This is a genomic window from Pseudonocardia sp. DR1-2 (genome assembly GCF_023717215.1).
In the GTDB taxonomy this organism is placed as follows: domain Bacteria; phylum Actinomycetota; class Actinomycetes; order Mycobacteriales; family Pseudonocardiaceae; genus Pseudonocardia; species Pseudonocardia alni.
On the sequence record NZ_JAMQOF010000001.1, the window covers coordinates 262,653 to 282,089 of the forward strand.

Sequence of the window (19,437 nt, forward strand, 5' to 3'; positions counted from 1 at the left end):
ACCGGCCGCGGCGAGATCGAGCCGCCCACCAGCCGGATGCCCGCCGTGGGCCGCCCCGGCACCCCGGACCCGCTGACGGCGCCGTTCTCCGACATCGAGGACGCGCTGCGCCGCGACGGCGGTACGCCCGCCCACCCGGGCGCCACCGCCGACCCGGACGCCGAGGACATCCCGGCCGAGCCGGCACCGGGCGGCGACCCGGTGTCCGGCCGTGCCCGGCCCGTCGACGACCGCCCGTGGCCGCCACCGCCCACCGGATCCCCATCCACCCCGCAGCACCCGGACCGGCACGACCAGGCCCGGCAGGAGGACCACTGATGCCCCGCCGCGACGACATCGACCACGTCATGGTGATCGGCTCCGGGCCGATCGTCATCGGCCAGGCCTGCGAGTTCGACTACTCCGGCACCCAGGCGTGCCGGGTGCTGCAGGCCGAGGGCATCCGGGTCTCCCTGGTCAACTCCAACCCGGCGACGATCATGACCGACCCGGAGTTCGCCGACGCCACCTACGTCGAGCCGATCACCCCGGAGTTCGTCGAGAAGGTCATCGTCGCCGAGCGCGACAACGGCACCCCGGTCACCGCGATGCTCGCGACCCTCGGCGGGCAGACCGCGCTCAACACCGCGATCGCGCTGCACGAGAACGGTGCCCTGGAGCGCCACGGCGTCGAGCTGATCGGCGCCGACGTCGACGCGATCGAGCGCGGCGAGGACCGGCTCAAGTTCAAGGACATCGTGATCGGGGTCGGCGGCGACGTCCCCCGCTCCCGGGTCTGCCACTCCATGGAGGAGGTCCGCTCCGCCGCCGACGAGCTGGGCCTGCCCGTGGTCATCCGGCCGTCGTTCACCATGGGCGGGCTCGGCTCGGGCATGGCGCACTCGGCGCAGGACCTGGAGCGCCTCGCCGGCGCCGGGCTCGCCGCCTCCCCGGTCACCGAGGTCCTCATCGAGGAGTCGGTGCTCGGCTGGAAGGAGTACGAGCTGGAGCTCATGCGCGACCACCACGACAACGTGGTCGTCATCTGCTCCATCGAGAACATCGACCCGATGGGCGTGCACACCGGTGACTCGATCACCGTCGCCCCGGCGATGACCCTGACCGACCGCGAGTACCAGCACATGCGCGACGTCGGTATCGCCGTGCTGCGCGCGGTCGGCGTCGACACCGGCGGCTGCAACATCCAGTTCGCGATCCACCCCGAGACCGGGCGCCTGGTCGTGATCGAGATGAACCCCCGGGTCTCCCGGTCCTCGGCGCTGGCGTCGAAGGCCACCGGCTTCCCGATCGCCAAGATCGCCGCGAAGCTCGCCGTCGGCTACACCCTCGACGAGATCCGCAACGACATCACCGGCGAGACCATCGCCGCGTTCGAGCCGTCGCTGGACTACGTCGCGGTCAAGATCCCGCGGTTCGCGTTCGAGAAGTTCCCCGGCGCCGACCCCGAGCTGACGACGACCATGAAGTCCGTCGGCGAGGCGATGGCGCTGGGCCGCTCGTTCCCGGAGGCGCTGGGCAAGGCGCTCCGCTCGATGGAGCGGGCCCGGGCCGGGTTCTGGACCGCTCCCGACCCGGAGGGCGAACCGCAGTACACCGTCCCGGTCGACGGCCGCATCTACGAGGTCGAGCGGGCGCTCCGCTCCGGCCAGTCGGTCGACGACGTGGCCAAGAACTCCGGCATCGACCCCTGGTTCGTCGACCAGATCGCGCTGCTGGGGGAGATCCGCGCCGAGCTCGAGGCCGCCCCCGTCCTCGACGCCGACCTGCTGCGCCGGGCCAAGCGCCACGGCCTGTCCGACCGTCAGCTCGCCGCGGTGCGCCCCGAGTTCGCCGGTGAGGACGGCGTGCGCACCCTGCGCCACCGCCTCGGCATCCGGCCGGTCTACAAGACCGTCGACACCTGCGCCGCCGAGTTCGCGGCGAGGACGCCGTACCACTACTCGGCCTACGAGACCGACCCCGCGGCCGAGTCGGAGATCGCCCCGCAGACCGAGAAGCCGAAGGTCCTGATCCTCGGCTCCGGCCCGAACCGCATCGGGCAGGGCATCGAGTTCGACTACTCCTGCGTGCACGCGGTCATGGCGCTGCGCGCCGCCGGGTTCGAGACCGTCATGGTCAACTGCAACCCGGAGACGGTGTCCACCGACTACGACACCGCCGACCGTCTCTACTTCGAGCCGCTGACCTTCGAGGACGTCCTGGAGGTCGTGCACGCCGAGCAGGCCTCCGGCACCGTCGCGGGCGTCATCGTGCAGCTCGGCGGGCAGACCCCGCTGGGGCTCGCGCAGCGTCTCACCGACGCCGGGGTGCCCGTCGTCGGGACCTCCGCGGCCGCGATCGACCTGGCCGAGGACCGCGGCGCGTTCGGCGAGGTCCTGCGCAAGGCCGGCCTGCCCGCCCCGGAGTTCGGCATGGCCACCTCCTTCGAGCAGGCCCGGGGGATCGCCACCCGGATCGGCTACCCGGTGCTCGTGCGGCCGTCCTACGTGCTCGGCGGCCGCGGCATGGAGATCGTCTACGACGAGGCGACCCTCGCCGGCTACATCGCCCGCGCCACCACCATCTCCCCGGACCGCCCGGTGCTGGTCGACAAGTTCCTCGACGACGCCATCGAGATCGACGTCGACGCCCTGTGCGACGGCGAGGAGATCTACCTCGGCGGCGTGATGGAGCACATCGAGGAGGCCGGGGTCCACTCCGGGGACTCCTCCTGCACCCTACCGCCGATCACGCTGGGCTCCTCGGTGCTGGCGAAGGTCCGCGAGGCGACCGCCGCCATCGCGCACGGCGTCGGCGTGCGCGGGCTGCTCAACGTCCAGTACGCCCTGCACGGCGACGTGCTCTACGTGCTGGAGGCCAACCCGCGGGCGTCGCGGACGGTGCCGTTCGTGTCCAAGGCGACGTCGGTGCCGCTGGCCAAGGCCGCCGCCCGGATCATGCTCGGCGCCACCATCGCCGACCTGCGCGGCGAGGGCCTGCTCCCGGCGATCGGCGACGGCGGCGCGCTGCCCGCCGACTCCCCGGTCGCGGTCAAGGAGGCGGTGCTGCCGTTCAACCGGTTCCGCAACACCGCGGGCCAGGGCGTCGACCCGCTGCTCGGCCCGGAGATGAAGTCCACCGGCGAGGTCATGGGCTTCGACTCCGCCTTCGGCCCGGCGTTCGCCAAGTCGCAGGCCGCCGCCTACGGCTCGCTGCCGACCTCGGGCACGGTGTTCGTGTCCATCGCCGACCGCGACAAGCGGGCGATGGTGTTCCCGATCCGCCGCCTGGCCGACATGGGCTTCCAGGTCCTCGCCACCGAGGGCACCGCGGAGATGCTGCGCCGCAACGGGATCGACGTCACCGTGGTGCGCAAGCACAGCGAGGGCTCCGGACCGGAGACCCCGACGATCGTCGACACCATCCTCGCCGGGGACGTCGACCTGATCGTCAACACCCCGGTCGGGAACCCCGGCCCGCGCGTCGACGGCTACGAGATCCGCGCCGCCGCGGTGTCGCGCGGGGTGCCGTGCATTACCACGGTGCAGGGGACCGCGGCCGCGGTGCAGGGCATCGAGGCGCTCGCCTCGGGCGGGATCGGCGTGCGGTCGCTGCAGCAGGCGCACGCGGCGCTGAAGGCCAAGGCGTGAGCTTCGCCGCCCGGCTCGACGGGGCCGTCGCCGCGCACGGGCCGCTGTGCGTCGGGATCGACCCGCACCCGGCACTGCTGGCGGCCTGGGACCTCACCGACGACGCCGACGGCCTCGCCGCGTTCGCCGACCGCTGCCACGCGGCGTTCGCCGGGGCGGTGTCGGTGGTGAAGCCGCAGGCGGCGTTCTTCGAGCGGCACGGCTCGGCCGGCGTCGCGGTGCTGGAACGGCTGCTCGCCGGGTTCGCGGGCTCGGGCACCCTGACCCTGCTCGACGCCAAGCGCGGCGACATCGGCTCCACCATGGACGGCTACGCCGACGCCTACCTGCGCGTCGGCGCGCCGCTCGGGGCGGACGCGCTCACGCTGTCGCCCTACCTGGGGTTCGGGTCGCTGGAGCCGGCGCTGACCGCCGCCGACGAGGCCGGGCGCGGGGTGTTCGTGCTGGCCCGCACGTCCAACCCGGACGGTGCCGCGGTGCAGTGCGCCACGACGGCGGACGGGGTGAGCGTCGCCCAGCGGATGGTCGACGACGCCGCCGCCCGCAACGCCGGTGCCCGGCCCCGCGGCGCGGTGGGCGTCGTCGTCGGCGGCACCCACGAGCACGGCCTCGACCTGACCGCGCTGAACGGCCCGGTGCTGGTGCCCGGGCTCGGTGCCCAGGGCGCGAGCCCGGCCGACGTGGTGTCGCGGTTCGCGGGCACCGCGGGCCCGGTCCTGCCGGTGTCGGCGCGCGGTGTGCTGCAGGCCGGCCCCGACGCCGTCGCCCTGCGGGACGCGGCGCACCTGCTCGGGGAGGAGCTGGCCTCCACCGCCGCCGGGTCGCACTGAGCGGGCGCCGGTCCCGGTGATCGTCCGCCGTGAGGTGTCCGGTGCCGGATCCGGCACCGGACACCTCACGCGTCGCGATCACGGACTCCCGGACGGCGTGGGCCCGGTGGTGGGCCGGCGACGCCGGACGCGCGCCGGACGGTCCGCTCCACCCGCCGGGCGCCCCCGGGCGCACCGGGACGTCGATCGGGCGCGTCCGGTGGTGGGCCGGCTGCCCCGTCCGGCGGGCAGCACTGCGCCGACCCGCCCTACGGGGGAGCCGGATGGCACTCCTGTCGTGGTTCGAACAGGGTGCCGTTGATCACCTCCTGGCGGCCGAAACCGGAGGTGGGACCCCCATTGACGCTTCCGTGGAGGTCGTGGGTACGTTCGAATACGACGCCGGGGACGTCCCCCGGACGGGTCGGTGCGACCCACCACCCGATCGCTGACGCGACACCCCGGCGCGAGCCGGGATCACGGCGGCGAGAACGACGAGAACGACACAGGAAAGTACGGAGGAACCAACCGTGGCCCTTCCCCAGCTGACCGAGGAACAGCGCGCCGCCGCGCTGGAGAAGGCCGCGGCCGCGCGCCGGGCCCGGGCCGAGCTGAAGGACCGCCTCAAGCGCGGCGGCACCACCCTCGAGGAGGTGCTGAAGAAGGCCGAGACCGACGAGGTCCTCGGCAAGATGAAGGTCTCGGCGCTGCTCGAGGCCCTGCCGAACGTCGGCAAGGTCCGCGCCCAGCAGATCATGGAGGAGCTGGAGATCGCGACCAGCCGCCGTCTGCGTGGCCTGGGTGACCGCCAGCGCAAGGCGCTGCTCGAGCGCTACCCGAGCTGATCCGGGCGTCCCGTGACCGACACCTCCTCCGTCATGTCCTCCGGCCGGACCGGCCCCGCCCGCGGGCGGCTGCTCGTGCTGGCCGGGCCCTCCGGGGTGGGCAAGAGCAGCGTGGTCGCGGGACTGCGTGAGGCGCTGCCGGAGCTGCTGTTCAGCGTGTCCGCCACGACCCGGCCCGCGCGGCCGGGCGAGGTGGACGGCCGTGACTACCGCTTCGTGTCCCGCGAGGAGTTCGACGCGCTCGTCGAGCGCGGCGAACTCCTCGAGTGGGCCGAGGTGCACGGCGGGCTGCAGCGCTCCGGCACCCCCGCCGCGCCCGTCGAGCAGGCGCTCGCCCAGGGCCGCCCGGTCCTGGTCGAGGTCGACCTGCAGGGCGCCCGGTCGGTCAAGCGGGTCCGTCCCGAGGCCGTCACCGTCTTCGTCGCGCCGCCGTCGATGGAGGAGCTGGCCCGCCGGCTCACCGACCGCGGCACGGACACCCCCGAGCAGCGCGAGCGCCGGCTGCGGACCGCCATCGAGGAGATGGACGCCCAGGGGGAGTTCGACGAGGTGGTCGTCAACGACGACCTGCAGGCCGTGATCGGCCGGTTGGTAGCATTGGCGGTCGACCGCGGCGCCGTCTGAGCGCCCCCGGTCCCCCTCGTTCTTCAGGAGTCCACCACGTGAGCACGCCCACCGGCACCTCCACCGCCCCCGAGGGCATCACCTACCCGCCGATCGACGACCTGCTTGGCCAGGTCAGCTCGAAGTACGCGCTGGTCATCTACGCGGCCAAGCGCGCCCGGCAGATCAACGACTACTACTCCCAGCTCGGTGAGGGCCTGCTCGAGTACGTCGGCCCGCTCGTCGAGCCGGGCCCGCGCGAGAAGCCGCTGTCGATCGCGATGCGCGAGATCCAGGCGGGGATGCTCGAGCACACCGAGGGCGAGTAAGACCTCTCGATGGCTCCTCCCGAGGTGCTCCTCGGCGTCTCCGGCGGCATCGCCGCCTACAAGAGCGCCGAGGTGCTGCGTCGCCTGACCGAGTCCGGCCACGCGGTGCGGGTGATCCCCACCGAGTCCGCGCTGCGGTTCGTCGGGGCCGCGACGTTCGAGGCCCTGTCCGGCCGTCCCGTCGCCACCGGGGTGTTCCACGACGTCCACGAGGTGCCGCACGTGGCCCTGGGCAAGGGCGCGGACCTCGTCGTCGTCGCCCCGGCGACCGCGGACCTCATGGCCCGCCTCGCACACGGCCGCTCCGACGACCTGCTGACCGCCGCGCTGCTGACCGCCCGGTGCCCGGTGGTGCTGGCGCCCGCGATGCACACCGAGATGTGGGAGCACCCCGCGACGGTCGACAACGTCGCCCTGCTGCGCGCCCGCGGCACCGTGGTGATCGAGCCCGCCGCCGGCCGGCTGACCGGCGCGGACACCGGCAAAGGCCGGCTGCCCGACCCGGCCGAGATCGTCGACCTGGCCCGGCTGCTGCTGGAGCGCCCGGACGCGCTGCCGCGCGACCTGGAGGGCCGCCACGTGGTCGTCAGTGCCGGCGGGACCCGGGAGGACCTCGACCCGGTCCGGTTCCTCGGCAACCGGTCCTCGGGCCGGCAGGGCTGGGCGCTGGCCCGGGTCGCCGCCCAGCGCGGCGCACGGGTGACGCTCGTCGCCGGGCACACCGCGGACCTCGGCGCCCCGGCCGGGGTGGACGTGGTCGCCGCGGGGACCGCCGTCGCCATGGAGGCCGCCGTCCGCGGTGCCGCCGCCGACGCGGACGCCGTGGTGATGGCCGCCGCCGTCGCGGACTTCCGGCCGGTCGACACCGCCGCCGACAAGATCAAGCGCGGCGACGCGGAGCCGGCGCCGCTGCGCCTGACCCAGAATCCCGACATCCTCGCCGGGCTCGTGGCCGACCCGCCGCGGCCGGGTCAGGTCGTGGTCGGGTTCGCCGCCGAGACCGGCGACGCCGACGGCGACGTGCTCCACCACGGCCGCGCCAAGCTCACCCGCAAGGGCTGTGACCTGCTGGTGGTGAACGCGGTCGGCGACGGCAAGGCCTTCGAGACCACGGACAACGCCGGCTGGCTGCTCGCCCGCGACGGCGGCGAGGACGAGCTGCCGTTCGGCTCCAAGGCGCTGCTCGCCTCCCGCATCTGGGACGCGGTCGTCCCGCGCCTGCGCTGAGCATCCCCGCACACGACGACGGGCCCGCACCGGAGAACTCCCGGCGCGGGCCCGTCGTCGTGTGCGACCGGACTCAGTCCTCGTCGAAGAAGGAGCTGCGCGTCGGCTCCGCCTCGTCGGAGGAGGAGTCGGACCCCTCGCCCGACCCCTCACCCGACGTGGACGGCGTGGCCGACGAGGTCGACCGCGGCGAGGACGTGGACGGCGTCGCCGAGGAGGTCGACCGCGGGCTCGCGGTCGACGGCGACGAGGTCGACGGGGCCGACCGCTCGGTGCTGCTCGGGGTCAGCGAGTCCTCCGAGGACCCGGAGCGCTCGGCGCCGGAGGTCGAGACGTACCGGGACATCGCCCAGCCGCCGTACTCGGGGAGCTCGACGAACCCGTCCTGGGTCTCCCCGGTCGAGGTGGACTCACCCCGCTCGCACACACCGACGATCGGCGCGTCGGCCTCGGGCTCGGAGCGGACGTTGACGCTCTGGGTGCAGGTGCCGGTACCGGCGGCCGACGCGGTGCCGGCGATGATCCCGGTGGTGGTGACGCCGGCCACGGCCAGTGCGCCGAGGACGGCTGCGACGCGTCGCGAGTTCGGCTTCATGGTGGAACAACCTCCGTGCCGCCGGGGCCGGGGCGGCCACCGTGCGGATCCGTTCGTGGGCGACCCCGCGGGGCGTGCGAGGTGTTGTCCCGCCCAACGAGCCGACGCCCGTTCGATTCGTGAGCGGAGGGTCAATCACCCCATCCGGCGACGCCGGGTAGCGAGCTCGCCGGGTGTTGTCACGCTCCGTGTGTGAGTTCCCTCGTGCGAGTCCCGTACGGGCGGCCGGTCTGGACTACCCTGCATCCCGAGGGGCGCTCGCGATCATGGTCGTGCGTCCGAGCGAGCGCGGCGGGGTCGTCGCGCCGGAGCGGAGAACGTTTCCAACGGGATGGAGAAACTGCGCGTGTCAACCACGAGCCGTCGCCTGTTCACCAGCGAGTCGGTCACCGAGGGCCACCCCGACAAGATCTGTGACGCGGTCAGCGACACCATCCTCGACGCGATGCTCGCGCAGGACCCGAGCAGCCGGGTGGCCGTCGAGACCCTGGTGACCACCGGTCAGGTGCACGTCGCCGGGGAGGTCACCACCAACGCCTACGTCGAGATCCCGCAGCTGGTCCGGGACAAGATCCTCGAGATCGGCTACGACTCCTCCGCCAAGGGCTTCGACGGCGCGTCCTGCGGCGTCAACATCGCGATCGGTGCGCAGTCGCCCGACATCGCCCAGGGCGTCGACACCGCCTACGAGAAGCGCGTCGAGTCCGCCGAGGACGAGATCGCCAAGCAGGGCGCGGGCGACCAGGGCCTGATGTTCGGCTACGCCTGCGAGGACACCCCCGAGCTGATGCCGCTGCCGATCGCGCTGGCGCACCGCCTGTCGCGCCGGCTGACCGAGGTCCGCAAGAACGGCACGCTGCCGTACCTGCGCCCGGACGGGAAGACCCAGGTCACCATCGAGTACGACGGCGACAAGCCGGTCCGCCTCGACACCGTGGTCCTGTCCTCCCAGCACGCCGCGGACGTCGACCTCGACGGCATGCTGGCCCCCGACATCCTCAAGCACGTCGTCACCCCCGAGGTGGAGGCGCTGGGCTGGGACCCGTCGCAGCCGCGGCTGCTGGTCAACCCGACCGGCCGCTTCGTGCTCGGCGGCCCGATGGGTGACGCGGGCCTCACCGGCCGCAAGATCATCGTCGACACCTACGGCGGCATGGCCCGCCACGGTGGCGGCGCCTTCTCCGGCAAGGACCCGTCGAAGGTCGACCGCTCCGCCGCGTACGCCATGCGGTGGGTCGCCAAGAACGCCGTCGCCGCCGGGCTCGCCGGGCGGATCGAGGTCCAGGTCGCCTACGCGATCGGCAAGGCCGCCCCGGTCGGGCTGTTCGTGGAGACCTTCGGCACGGAGAACGTCGACCCGGCGCGGATCCAGGCCGCCATCGAGGAGGTCTTCGACCTGCGCCCGGCCGCGATCATCCGCGACCTGAAGCTGCTGCGCCCGATCTACGGCCCGACCGCCGCGTACGGCCACTTCGGCCGCACCGACGTCGAGCTGCCGTGGGAGGACACCTCCCGCGCCGACGCCCTGAAGTCGGTCGCCGGCGGCTGAGCGCCGAGCACGTGCCCCGTGGCCGTCGACCGCCCCGCGCGGTCGGCGGCCACGGGCGTCTCCGGGGGGCGTCGGTGCCGCGTGGTAGACCCTCGGCGTGAGCTCTCCGCGTACGGCCCCGGCGGCCCGCGCCCGCCGCCCGGGGCGCGACCGGGGGCAGTGGCAGCCCGCCCCGGCCCGTCCGGTCGCGCGGGTGCTGGTCGACGTCGCGCTGCCGCACCTGGACCGGGCCTTCGACTACCGCGTCCCGACCCATCTCGACGACGCCGCCGTCCCCGGTGTACGGGTGCGGGTGCGGTTCGCCGGCCGGCTGGTCGACGGGTTCCTGCTGGAGCGCTCCGACGACACCGCCCACGCCGGGAAGCTCGCCTGGGTCGACAAGGTCGTCTCGCCCGAACCGGTGCTCACCGCCGAGGTGGCCGGGCTGGCCCGGGCCGTCGCCGACCGCTACGCCGGGGTGATGGCCGACGTCGTGCGCCTCGCGGTACCCGCCCGGCACGCCCGCGTCGAGTCCGAGACCCCGCGGGAACGCGGCGCCGCCGAGCCCGCCCCGGTCGACCGTGCGGGCTGGGAGGCCTACCCGCGCGGCGGTGCGTTCCTCGACGCGCTGGCGGGCGGGCGCGCCGCGCACGCCGTCTGGCAGGCGCTGCCGGGGGAGGAGTGGGCGGCCCGGCTGGCCGAGGCCGCCGTCGCCACCCGGTCGGCCGGCCGCTCGGCCCTGCTCGTGGTCCCCGACCAGCGCGACGTCGCCCGGCTGCACGGCGCCTGCGCGGCGCTGCTCGGCGAGGACGGGGTGGTCGCCCTGACCGCGGAGCTCGGGCCCGCCGAGCGCTACCGGCGCTGGCTGGCGGTGCGGCGGGGGAGCGTGCGCGTCGTCGTCGGCACCCGGTCCGCGGCGTTCGCCCCGCTCGGCGAGCTCGGCCTGCTGGCCGTCTGGGACGACGGCGACGACTCCCACTCCGAGCCCCGCGCCCCCTACCCGCAGGTCCGCGACGTACTGGTGCTGCGCGCGCACCGCGAGGGCGCCGCGCTGCTGCTCGCGGGGTTCGCCCGGACCGCCGAGGCGCAGGTGCTCGTCGAGACCCGCTGGGCGAGTCCCATCGCGGCCGACCGTGCCGGGGTGCGTGCCCGGATGCCACGGGTCACCGCGATCGGGGAGACCGACACCCAGCTCGTGCGTGACCCGGCCGCCCGCGCGGCCCGCGTCCCGGGCGTCGCGTTCGAGGCCGCACGCGCCGCGCTGACCGCCGGGCGCCCGGTGCTGGTGCAGGTGCCGCGGTCGGGCTACCTGCCGTTCCTGGCGTGCGCGTCCTGCCGCGACGCCGCCCGCTGCCGGCACTGCGCGGGCCCGCTGGGCCTGCCGCGTTCCGGCGCGGGTTCCGAGGGTGCACTGCCCGCCTGCCGCTGGTGCGGCCGGGCCGAGCCGGCGTTTCGCTGCGGGCACTGCGGGTCGCGACGGCTGCGGGCCGGAGTGGTCGGCGCCGGGCGCACCGCCGAGGAGCTCGGTCGCGCCTTCCCCGGTATCACCGTGCGGACCTCCGGCGGGGGCGCCGAGGTCCTCGACACCGTCCCGGCCGGGCCCGCGCTGGTCGTCGCCACGCCGGGGGCGGAGCCGGTCGTCGACGGCGGCGGGGCCGGCTACGGCGCCGCGCTGCTGCTCGACGGCTGGGCGATGCTCGCCCGGCCCGACCTGCGCGTCGCCGAGGAGACGCTGCGCCGCTGGTTCGCCGCGGCCGCCGGGGTCGTGCCGCACACCGACGGCGGACGGGTCGTCGTCGTGGCCGAGGCGTCGGTGCCGACGGTGCAGGCGCTGGTGCGGTGGGACCCGGCCGGGCACGCCGAGGCCGAGCTCGCCGAACGCGCCGAGGTGGGGTTCCCGCCCGCGATCCGGATGGCCTCGGTGGAGGGGCCGCCCGCCGCCGTCGCCGAGATCTGCGACGCGGTGCTCGGCACCGGGCGCGTCGACCCGGCCCCGCCCGAGGGGGTGGAGCTGCTCGGACCGGTCGAGATCGACCCGCCGGACCGGCCCGGCGCCGGTCACGGCGCCGCCGACGAGGTCCGCGAGCGTGCGCTGCTGCGGGTCCCGCGCCGCGCCGGTCGCGATCTGGCCCGTGCCCTGCACGACGCGCAGGCCCTGCGCACCGCCCGCAAGGCCCCCGAGACCGTCCGGGTCCGGCTCGACCCCGACGAGATCGACTGAGCGGTGCGCCGCGTCACCGCCGTGACACCGGACGGGAGCGGCGGTGCCGCAGTGGCACAATGGAGCGCTGATCACCGCACTCGTCCGCCGTGAGGGGAAGCCCGTGCCCATCCAGCCCGTCCGGCTGTTCGGCGACCCGGTCCTGCGCACCCGCGCCACCGAGGTCACCGACTTCGACGCGGAGCTGCGCAAGCTCGTCAGCGACCTGACCGACACCATGCACGACGAGGGCGGCGCCGGTCTGGCCGCGCCGCAGATCGGCGTCGGCAAGCGGGTGTTCGTCTACGACTGCGACGGCTTCTCCGGGCACCTGGTCAACCCGACCTGGGAGGCCGTCGGCGAGGACGAGCAGTTCGGCATGGAGGGCTGCCTGTCCATCCCCGGGCTCGGCTGGGACTGCCGGCGCAAGCTGCACGTCGTCGCGCGGGGCTGGGACATGCACGGCGAGCCGCAGGTGGTCGAGGGCTCCGAGCTGCTGGCGCGGGCCATCCAGCACGAGACCGACCACCTCGACGGCGTGCTGTTCGTCGACCGGCTCGACGCCGAGACCCGCAAGCTGGCGATGCGCGAGATCCGGGAGGCCGCCTGGTTCGGCGAGCCCGAGCCGGTGGTCAAGGCGAGCCCGCACCCCATGTTCGGCAAGGCTCGATGAGGCTGCTGTTCGCCGGCACCCCCGACCCGGCGGTGCCGTCGCTGCGGGCGCTGCTGGAGCACCCCGGCCACGAGGTCGTCGCGGTGCTGACCCGCCCGGACGCCCCCGCCGGGCGCGGCCGCAGGCTCACCCGCTCCCCGGTCGGTGAGCTCGCCGACGCGGCGGGGGTCCCGGTGCTGACCCCCGCGAAGCCGTCGGACCCGGAGTTCCTCGACACCCTGCGCGCGCTCGCCCCGGACTGCGCACCGGTCGTCGCCTACGGGGCGCTGCTGCCCCGCCCGGTGCTGGACGTGCCCGTCCACGGCTGGGTCAACCTGCACTTCTCGCTGCTGCCCGCCTGGCGCGGCGCGGCCCCGGTGCAGTCCGCGATCCGGCACGGCGACGACGTCACCGGCGCCACCACGTTCCGGCTCGAGGAGGGCATGGACACCGGGCCCACCTACGGCCTGGTCACCGAGACCGTCGGCGCGACCGACACCGCGGGCGACCTGCTGGGCAGGCTCGCCGAGTCCGGTGCCCGGCTGCTCGCCGCGACCCTGGACGGCATCGCCGACGGCACGCTGACCGCCGTCCCGCAGCCCGCCGAGGGGGTCTCGCTCGCGCCGAAGGTCACGACCTCCGATGCCCGCGCCGACTTCACCACCCCGGCCGCCGCGCTGGACCGGCTGATCCGCTCGGTCACCCCCGAGCCCGGTGCGTGGTGCGGGTTCCGCGACGACCGCCTCGGGCTCGGCCCGGTCCGCCCGTTGCGCACCGGTGAGGTGGAGCTCGCTCCGGGGGAGCTGCGGGTCGAGCGCCGCCGGGTGCTGGCCGGGACCGCGACCGTCCCGGTCGAGCTGGGCGAGGTGAAGCCGAAGGGCAAGCGGTTCATGCCCGCGCCGGACTGGGCCCGCGGCGCCCGGATCGACGGCGTCGAGTACCTGGGCTGACCGCCGCCACCCGCCCCGGTCCGGCGCACCGACCTCCCGACACCACACCGACTTCCCGACATCCCGGACGACGGCCGGCCCCCGGCCACGGCGGACCCCGCCGAGGAGACCACGTGAGCGAGCAGGACCCCCGACCCGACCGCGACCGGCCCGGCCGGTCCGACCGCCCCGAGCGGCGCGCCGGCGACGACCGGCACCGCGGCGGCGACAGGCCCGGCGGTGACCGGTCGGGCGGCGACCGGGCCCGCGGTGACCGGTCGCGCGACGACCGCGGCCCGCGCACCGGGTCCGGCTGGGGCGGCGGCCCGGGGTCCGGCGGCCGGCGCGGCGGGTCCGGCTCCGGTGGTCCGGGTGGCTCCGGGGAGCGCCGTGGCGGTGGGTGGCGCGACTCCGACCGGCCCAGCCACTCCCGCTCCGGCGGCGACGTGGCCCGCCCGCGCGACGGCGGGGACCGCTCCCGCGACGACCGTCCCCGTGGGGACCGCCCGCACAGGGATCGTGACGACCGCCCGCGCGGCGACCGCGCCCGCGGCGACGGGCCCCGCCCCGACCGGCGCGACGACCGCCGACGTGACGACCGACCCCAGGGCGACCGCGCGCGCAGCGACCGTCCCCGCAGTGACCGCCCGCAGGGCGACCGCCCCCGCCCCGACCGCGGGGACGACCGCCGCGGCGGCCACGACGACCGCGGGGACCGTGGCGGCGACCGCGGCCCCCGCCGCGAGCGCACCTCCGGCCCCCGCAACTCCGGCCCGCCCCGTGGCCGCAGCGGCCCCGGCAGGCCCCCGGCCGTCGACCCCGCCCGGCAGGCGGCCTACGAGCTGCTGACCGCCGTCCGCGAGCGCGACGCCTACGCCAACCTCGCCCTGCCCGGCATCCTGCGCCGCCACCGGCTGCGCGACCGCGACGCCGGCCTGGCGACCGAGCTCGGCTACGGCACCCTGCGCGCCCAGGGCCTGCTCGACACGATCATCGACGCCTGCACCGACCGCCCGCTGGCCAAGATCGAGCACGCCCTGCTCGACGCGCTGCGCCTGGGCGCCTACCAGCTGCTGCGCACCCGGGTGCCCGACCACGCGGCCGTCACCACCTGCGTCGAGCTGGTCCGGTCCGACCACGGTTCGCAGTCGGCCGGGTTCGTCAACGCGGTGCTGCGCCGCATCGGCGAGCACACCGAGGCCGAGTGGCTCGACCGCCTCGCCCCCGACCCCGCCGAGGACCCGGTCGGCGACGCCGCGCTGCGCCACGCCCACCCGCGCTGGATCGCGCAGGCCTTCGCCGACGCGCTCGGCGGCACCGGCGAGGAGCTGACCGCCGCCCTCGCCGCCGACGACACCCGGCCGCGCGTGCACCTGCTCGCCCGGCCCGGTGAGATCACCGCCGAGGAGCTGGCCCTGGCCACCGGCGGCGAGCAGGCGCCCTACTCGCCCTACGGGGTGCACCTGGAACCGGGCAGCGGCGACGTCGGCGAGCTCGACGCCGTCGCCGAGGGGCTCGCGATCGTCCAGGACGAGGGCAGCCAGCTCGTCGCCGCCGCGCTCGCCCGGGCCGAGCTGCTGGGTGAGGACACCGGCCGCTGGCTCGACCTGTGCGCCGGGCCGGGCGGCAAGGCGTCGCTGCTGGGCGGGCTCGTCGCCGCGCGGGGCGGGACGCTCGACGCGGTCGAGTCCAGCGAGCACCGCGCCGACCTCGTGCGCCGGTCCGTCGCGGAGCTGCCGGTCACCGTGCACGTCGCCGACGGCCGGGAGGCCCCGCTGCCCGACGGCGGCTACGACCGGGTGCTCGTCGACGCGCCCTGCACCGGGCTGGGCGCGCTGCGCCGCCGCCCCGAGGCCCGCTGGCGGCGCCGCCCCGAGGACATCGCGACGCTGACCCGGCTGCAGCGCGAGCTGCTCGTCGCCGCGCTGCGGCACGTCCGCCCCGGCGGCGTCGTCGCCTACGTCACCTGCTCGCCGCACGTGTCGGAGACCGTCGGCGTCGTCGGCCGGATCGTCGGCCGCGAGGGACGCCCCGGCCCGGCCGGTGCCGTCGACCAGCTCGACGCGCGCGCCTGGCTGCCCGGCGAGGTCCCCGGCCTCGGGGACGGGCCGACCGTCCAGCTGTGGCCGCACGTGCACGGCACCGACGCGATGTTCCTGGCGCTGCTGCGCCGACCGCTCGAGGGCTGACCGCGGTGTGACGGCGGCCTCGCCCACGGGTGCGGGGCCGCCGGCGAGCGGCCAGTAACCTCCTCGGCGTGCACCCGATGATCGCGCCCAGCATCCTCTCGGCCGACTTCGCCCGACTCGGCGAGGAGGCCGCCGCCGTGGGCGGCGACGGGACCGGGAACGGCGCGGACTGGCTGCACGTCGACGTCATGGACGCGCACTTCGTGCCGAACCTGACGCTCGGCCTGCCGGTGGTGCAGAGCCTGCGCGCCGCCACCGACATCCCGCTCGACTGCCACCTGATGATCGAGGACCCGGACCGCTGGGCCCCGGGCTACGCCGAGGCGGGCGCCCGCAACGTCACCGTGCACGCCGAGGCCGCCCACGATCCGGTGATGCTCGCCAAGAACCTGCGCGCCGCCGGGTCCCTCGCCGGGCTGTCGATCAAGCCCGGCACCCCGCTCGACCCCTGGGTCGAGGTGCTCCGCCACTACGACACGCTGCTGGTCATGAGCGTCGAGCCCGGCTTCGGCGGGCAGAGCTTCATCCCCGAGGTCCTCGACAAGGTCCGCACCGTCCGCAACCTGGTCGACACCGGGCACCTCACCGTGCTCGTCGAGATCGACGGCGGCATCAACGCCGACACCATCGACGCGGCCGCCGAGGCCGGCGTCGACTGCTTCGTCGCCGGGTCGGCGGTCTACGGCGCCGAGGACCCGGGCCGCGCCGTCGCCGCGCTGCGCGACAGCGTCCGCCGCGCGAACCCGCACCGCTGGGCCGGCTGAGCCCGCCCCGGCCCCGGAGCGAGGAGCAGTGGACGACCCGACCGGCCCGGACCGCCGCACGGTGGCGGCGATGCGCCGTGCGCTGGCCGCGTCCGTGGAGGTCCACGGCACGACCAGCCCCAACCCGGCGGTCGGCTGCGTCATCCTCGACCGGCACGGCGAGGTGGCAGGCGTCGGCGCCACCGCGCCACCCGGCGGCCCGCACGCCGAACGGGTCGCACTCGCCGCGGCGGGCGCGCGGGCCGCGGGCGGCACCGCGGTGGTCACCCTCGAACCGTGCAACCACACCGGCCGCACCCCGCCGTGCGTGGGAGCTCTCCTGGAGGCGGGTGTCGCCCGCGTGCACGCCGCGGTCGCCGACCCGAACCCGGTCGCCGCGGGCGGTCTGGACCGGCTGCGCGCCGCCGGGGTGGATGTGACACTCGGCACGCTCGCCGACGAGGTCGCGCTCGGTCCGCTGCGCGGCTGGCTGCACCGCACGCGCACCGGACGTCCCCACGTGACCTGGAAGGTCGCCACCACGCTCGACGGCCGCGTCGCCGCCGCCGACGGCACCAGCCGCTGGATCACCGGCCCGGTCGCGCGCGGCACGGTGCATGACCTGCGCCGCAGGATGGACGCGATCGTCGCGGGCACGGGTACCGTCCTGTCCGACGACCCGGCGCTGACCGCCCGCCGGCCCGACGGCACCCTGTTCGACCACCAGCCCCTGCGGGTGGTGGTGGGACACCGCGACGTCCCGCCCGGCGCCCGGCTGGCCCGGACCGACGAAACCGGCACCGCCGACGTGGTCCACCTCCGCACCCGCGATCCGGGGGAGGTGCTCGCCGAGCTCAGCCACCGGACCGTGGTGGACGTGCTCCTCGAGGGCGGACCGACCCTCGCCGGTGCGTTCGTCGCCGCAGGACTCGTCGACCGGGTGCTCGTGCACCTGGCCCCGGCCCTGCTCGGCGCGGGACCGCACGCCCTCGGCGACGCGGGCGTGGTAACGATCGCCGACATCGTGCGGTTGCACGTGGACGAGGTCCACCGCGCCGGCGACGACGTGGTCATCGACGCACGACCGGCATCCGGCCCGACCGGGCCGGACGTGCCGCAGTAGGAGGGACGGGCGATGTTCACCGGGATCGTGGAGGAGGTCGGCGAGGTCGTCGACGTCCGCACCGACGACGACGTCGTCGTGCTGACCGTGCGCGCGGCCCTGGCCGCCGAGGTCGGGCACGGGGAGTCGGTCGCGGTGAACGGCTGTTGCCTCACCGCCGTCGTCACCGGGCCGGGCGCGGCCACGCTCACCCTGGAGCTGGTGCCCGAGACGCTGAAGCGGACCTCGCTCGGCGCCGTCGGCGCCGGGTCCGGGGTCAACCTGGAGCGCGCCGTACCCGCCGGGGGCCGGCTCGACGGCCACATCGTGCAGGGGCACGTGGACGGCGTCGGCACCGTCGTCTCCCGCACCCCCGGCGAGCGCAGCGACGAGGTCCGCTTCTCGCTGCCCGCCGAGCTCGCCCGCTACGTCGTGGAGAAGGGCTCCGTCGCCGTCGACGGTGTCTCGCTGACCGTCGCCACCGTGTACCCGGACGGGTTCGGGGTGGCGCTGATCCCGACGACCCTCGCCGAGACCACACTGGGGTCGCGCACCCCGGGGGACCCGGTCAACCTGGAGGTCGACGTGATCGCCAAGTACGTGGAACGCATGACCGCGGGGTACCTGCAGGGGCCCGGGTCCGGACAGGAAGGGGCCGCCCGGTGAGCGAGCCGTTGACGTCGCCGGTCACTCCGGCAGGCCAGGGGTCGGGCAAGCTGCCCGACGCCCCGCACACCGCGATGTCCCCCTCGGAGCGGGCCGAGCGCTTCGCCCAGATCGAGAAGGCCATCGCCGACATCGCCGAGGGCAAGCCGGTCGTCGTGATGGACGACGAGGACCGCGAGAACGAGGGCGACCTGATCTTCGCCGCGTCGAAGGCGACCGCGGAGCTGCTGGCGTTCACCGTCCGCTACACCTCCGGCTACGTCTGCGTGGCCATCACCGGGGAGGCCTGCGAGCGGCTCGACCTGCCGCCGATGCACCACACCAACCGCGACTCCTTCCGCACCGCGTACACGGTCACCGTGGACGCGAAGGAGGGCATCACCACCGGCATCTCCGCCCAGGACCGCGCGCACACGATCCGCACGCTCGCCGACCCGGGGACCGACCGGCACGACCTGGTCCGGCCCGGTCACGTCGTGCCGCTGCAGGCCCGCGAGGGCGGCGTGCTGCGCCGCCCCGGGCACACCGAGGCCGCGGTCGACCTCGCCCGGATGGCGGGCCTGCCCGCCGCCGGCGCGCTGTGCGAGATCGTCTCGGAGAAGAACACCGGCGAGATGGCCCGCGGCGAGGAGCTCGGCGTGTTCGCCGCCGACCACGACCTCACGCTGATCACCATCGCCGACCTCATCGCCTACCGGCGCCGCTACGAGAAGCACGTCGAGCGGGTCGCCACCGCGCGGATCCCCACCGGCCACGGTGACTTCCTCGCGCACGGCTACGACTGCACCCTCGACGGCACCGAGCACATCGCCATGGTGATGGGCGACATCGCCACCCCCGCCGACGACGGCGAGAACGTGCTCGTCCGGGTGCACTCCGAGTGCCTCACCGGCGACGTCCTCGGCTCGCTGCGCTGCGACTGCGGCCCCCAGCTCGACGCGGCCCTGGAGGCCGTCGCGAAGGAGGGCCGCGGCGTCGTGCTCTACATGCGCGGACACGAGGGCCGGGGGATCGGCCTGCTGCACAAGCTGCAGGCCTACCAGCTCCAGGAGGCCGGCGCCGACACCGTCGACGCCAACCTCGCGATGGGGCTGCCCGCCGACGCCCGGGACTACGGCATCGGCGCCCAGATCCTCGCCGACCTCGGCGTCAGGTCGATGCGGCTGCTCACCAACAACCCGGACAAGCGGGCCGGGCTGGAGGGCTACGGACTGCGCGTGGTCGGCCGCGAGCCGATGCCGGTGCGCGCGACCCCGCAGAACCTGCGCTACCTGCGTACCAAGCGCGACCGGATGGGCCACGACCTGCCCGACCTCGGCGAGGTCGCCGATCCGGCGCTGTGACCCGGCCGCGCACCGCGCACCGGGAGACCCCGTGGCGCGGCGCGCGGG

The 19,437-nt window shown here is 75.6% G+C and carries 15 protein-coding genes and 1 pseudogene; 15 read left to right on the forward strand and 1 reads right to left on the reverse strand.

All coding sequences use genetic code 11. From position 1 onward, the window contains the following. Nucleotides 1-317: 317 nt before the first annotated feature. From carB to coaBC, 6 genes are all read left to right on the forward strand, one after another. On the forward strand, nt 318-3,629 hold the full coding sequence (gene carB / locus ND486_RS01210; RefSeq protein ID WP_251782381.1) for a carbamoyl-phosphate synthase large subunit: 3,312 nt from the start codon (nt 318-320) through the stop codon (nt 3,627-3,629). Next, the gene (gene pyrF / locus ND486_RS01215) at nt 3,626-4,459 is read left to right on the forward strand and encodes an orotidine-5'-phosphate decarboxylase (RefSeq protein WP_251782382.1); all 834 of its coding nucleotides are present in this window, start codon (nt 3,626-3,628) and stop codon (nt 4,457-4,459) included. The genes carB and pyrF overlap by 4 nt, the downstream gene beginning before the upstream one ends. Before the next feature lie 509 nt (nt 4,460-4,968). Beyond that, nucleotides 4,969-5,283, forward strand: coding sequence for an integration host factor, actinobacterial type (mihF, locus tag ND486_RS01220; RefSeq protein ID WP_020627642.1), 315 nt, complete (start codon nt 4,969-4,971; stop codon nt 5,281-5,283). 33 nt (nt 5,284-5,316) lie between these two features. Then, a complete protein-coding gene (gmk, locus tag ND486_RS01225; protein WP_251782972.1) occupies nt 5,317-5,907 on the forward strand; it encodes a guanylate kinase in 591 nt (196 codons plus the stop codon). A 38-nt stretch (nt 5,908-5,945) separates the two neighbouring features. After that, on the forward strand, nt 5,946-6,215 hold the full coding sequence (gene rpoZ, locus ND486_RS01230) for a DNA-directed RNA polymerase subunit omega (RefSeq protein ID WP_020627644.1): 270 nt from the start codon (nt 5,946-5,948) through the stop codon (nt 6,213-6,215). A gap of 9 nt (nt 6,216-6,224) precedes the next feature. Next, nucleotides 6,225-7,442: a bifunctional phosphopantothenoylcysteine decarboxylase/phosphopantothenate--cysteine ligase CoaBC gene (coaBC, locus tag ND486_RS01235; RefSeq protein ID WP_251782383.1), complete on the forward strand. Its 1,218-nt coding sequence runs from the start codon at nt 6,225-6,227 to the stop codon at nt 7,440-7,442. 73 nt (nt 7,443-7,515) lie between these two features. On the opposite strand, the gene ND486_RS01240 is transcribed toward coaBC, so the two are convergent. Then, nucleotides 7,516-8,037, reverse strand: a complete 522-nt coding sequence (locus ND486_RS01240) for a hypothetical protein (protein WP_224402321.1) — start codon at nt 8,035-8,037, stop codon at nt 7,516-7,518. Nucleotides 8,038-8,383: 346 nt separating this feature from the next. On the opposite strand from ND486_RS01240, the gene metK reads away from it, so the two are divergent. The 9 genes and pseudogenes from metK to ND486_RS01285 all read left to right on the forward strand — a co-directional run bounded on the left by metK (nt 8,384) and on the right by ND486_RS01285 (nt 19,389). Further along, nucleotides 8,384-9,586 (forward strand): methionine adenosyltransferase, encoded by a 1,203-nt coding sequence (gene metK, locus ND486_RS01245; protein ID WP_238590020.1) that lies wholly within the window; start codon nt 8,384-8,386, stop codon nt 9,584-9,586. Nucleotides 9,587-9,683: 97 nt separating this feature from the next. Further along, nucleotides 9,684-11,786: a primosomal protein N' gene (locus tag ND486_RS01250; RefSeq protein ID WP_251782384.1), complete on the forward strand. Its 2,103-nt coding sequence runs from the start codon at nt 9,684-9,686 to the stop codon at nt 11,784-11,786. A 103-nt stretch (nt 11,787-11,889) separates the two neighbouring features. Further along, on the forward strand, nt 11,890-12,438 hold the full coding sequence (def, locus tag ND486_RS01255) for a peptide deformylase (protein WP_062403164.1): 549 nt from the start codon (nt 11,890-11,892) through the stop codon (nt 12,436-12,438). Then, nucleotides 12,435-13,367 carry a methionyl-tRNA formyltransferase gene (fmt, locus tag ND486_RS01260; protein ID WP_251782385.1) on the forward strand — a complete coding sequence of 311 codons (933 nt, stop codon included), beginning with the start codon at nt 12,435-12,437 and terminating at the stop codon, nt 13,365-13,367. Before def ends, fmt begins: the two co-directional genes overlap by 4 nt. Nucleotides 13,368-14,083: 716 nt before the next feature. Then, nucleotides 14,084-15,535, forward strand: a pseudogene (locus ND486_RS01265) (RsmB/NOP family class I SAM-dependent RNA methyltransferase); the annotation flags it as partial. A 77-nt stretch (nt 15,536-15,612) separates the two neighbouring features. Next, the gene (gene rpe / locus ND486_RS01270) at nt 15,613-16,299 is read left to right on the forward strand and encodes a ribulose-phosphate 3-epimerase (RefSeq protein WP_073575281.1); all 687 of its coding nucleotides are present in this window, start codon (nt 15,613-15,615) and stop codon (nt 16,297-16,299) included. Between the two features lie 70 nt (nt 16,300-16,369). Next, entirely contained in the window at nt 16,370-17,401 is a 1,032-nt protein-coding gene (gene ribD / locus ND486_RS01275) for a bifunctional diaminohydroxyphosphoribosylaminopyrimidine deaminase/5-amino-6-(5-phosphoribosylamino)uracil reductase RibD (RefSeq protein WP_251782973.1), read from the forward strand. Nucleotides 17,402-17,413: 12 nt separating this feature from the next. Continuing rightward, entirely contained in the window at nt 17,414-18,046 is a 633-nt protein-coding gene (locus ND486_RS01280; protein WP_251782386.1) for a riboflavin synthase, read from the forward strand. 74 nt (nt 18,047-18,120) lie between these two features. Next, nucleotides 18,121-19,389 carry a bifunctional 3,4-dihydroxy-2-butanone-4-phosphate synthase/GTP cyclohydrolase II gene (locus tag ND486_RS01285; protein ID WP_251782974.1) on the forward strand — a complete coding sequence of 423 codons (1,269 nt, stop codon included), beginning with the start codon at nt 18,121-18,123 and terminating at the stop codon, nt 19,387-19,389. The last annotated feature ends 48 nt before the right edge of the window (nt 19,390-19,437 follow it).

Bases quoted from the DNA above. Each gene is read 5' to 3' on its own strand.
- coaBC (WP_251782383.1), top strand. From the start codon at position 6,225: ATGGCTCCTCCCGAGGTGCTCCTCGGCGTCTCCGGCGGCATCGCCGCC.
- carB (WP_251782381.1), top strand. From the start codon at position 318: ATGCCCCGCCGCGACGACATCGACCACGTCATGGTGATCGGCTCCGGG.
- ND486_RS01240 (WP_224402321.1), bottom strand. From the start codon at position 8,037: ATGAAGCCGAACTCGCGACGCGTCGCAGCCGTCCTCGGCGCACTGGCC.
- fmt (WP_251782385.1), top strand. From the start codon at position 12,435: ATGAGGCTGCTGTTCGCCGGCACCCCCGACCCGGCGGTGCCGTCGCTG.
- ribD (WP_251782973.1), top strand. From the start codon at position 16,370: ATGCGCCGTGCGCTGGCCGCGTCCGTGGAGGTCCACGGCACGACCAGC.
- ND486_RS01280 (WP_251782386.1), top strand. From the start codon at position 17,414: ATGTTCACCGGGATCGTGGAGGAGGTCGGCGAGGTCGTCGACGTCCGC.
- gmk (WP_251782972.1), top strand. From the start codon at position 5,317: ATGTCCTCCGGCCGGACCGGCCCCGCCCGCGGGCGGCTGCTCGTGCTG.
- rpe (WP_073575281.1), top strand. From the start codon at position 15,613: ATGATCGCGCCCAGCATCCTCTCGGCCGACTTCGCCCGACTCGGCGAG.
- ND486_RS01285 (WP_251782974.1), top strand. From the start codon at position 18,121: ATGTCCCCCTCGGAGCGGGCCGAGCGCTTCGCCCAGATCGAGAAGGCC.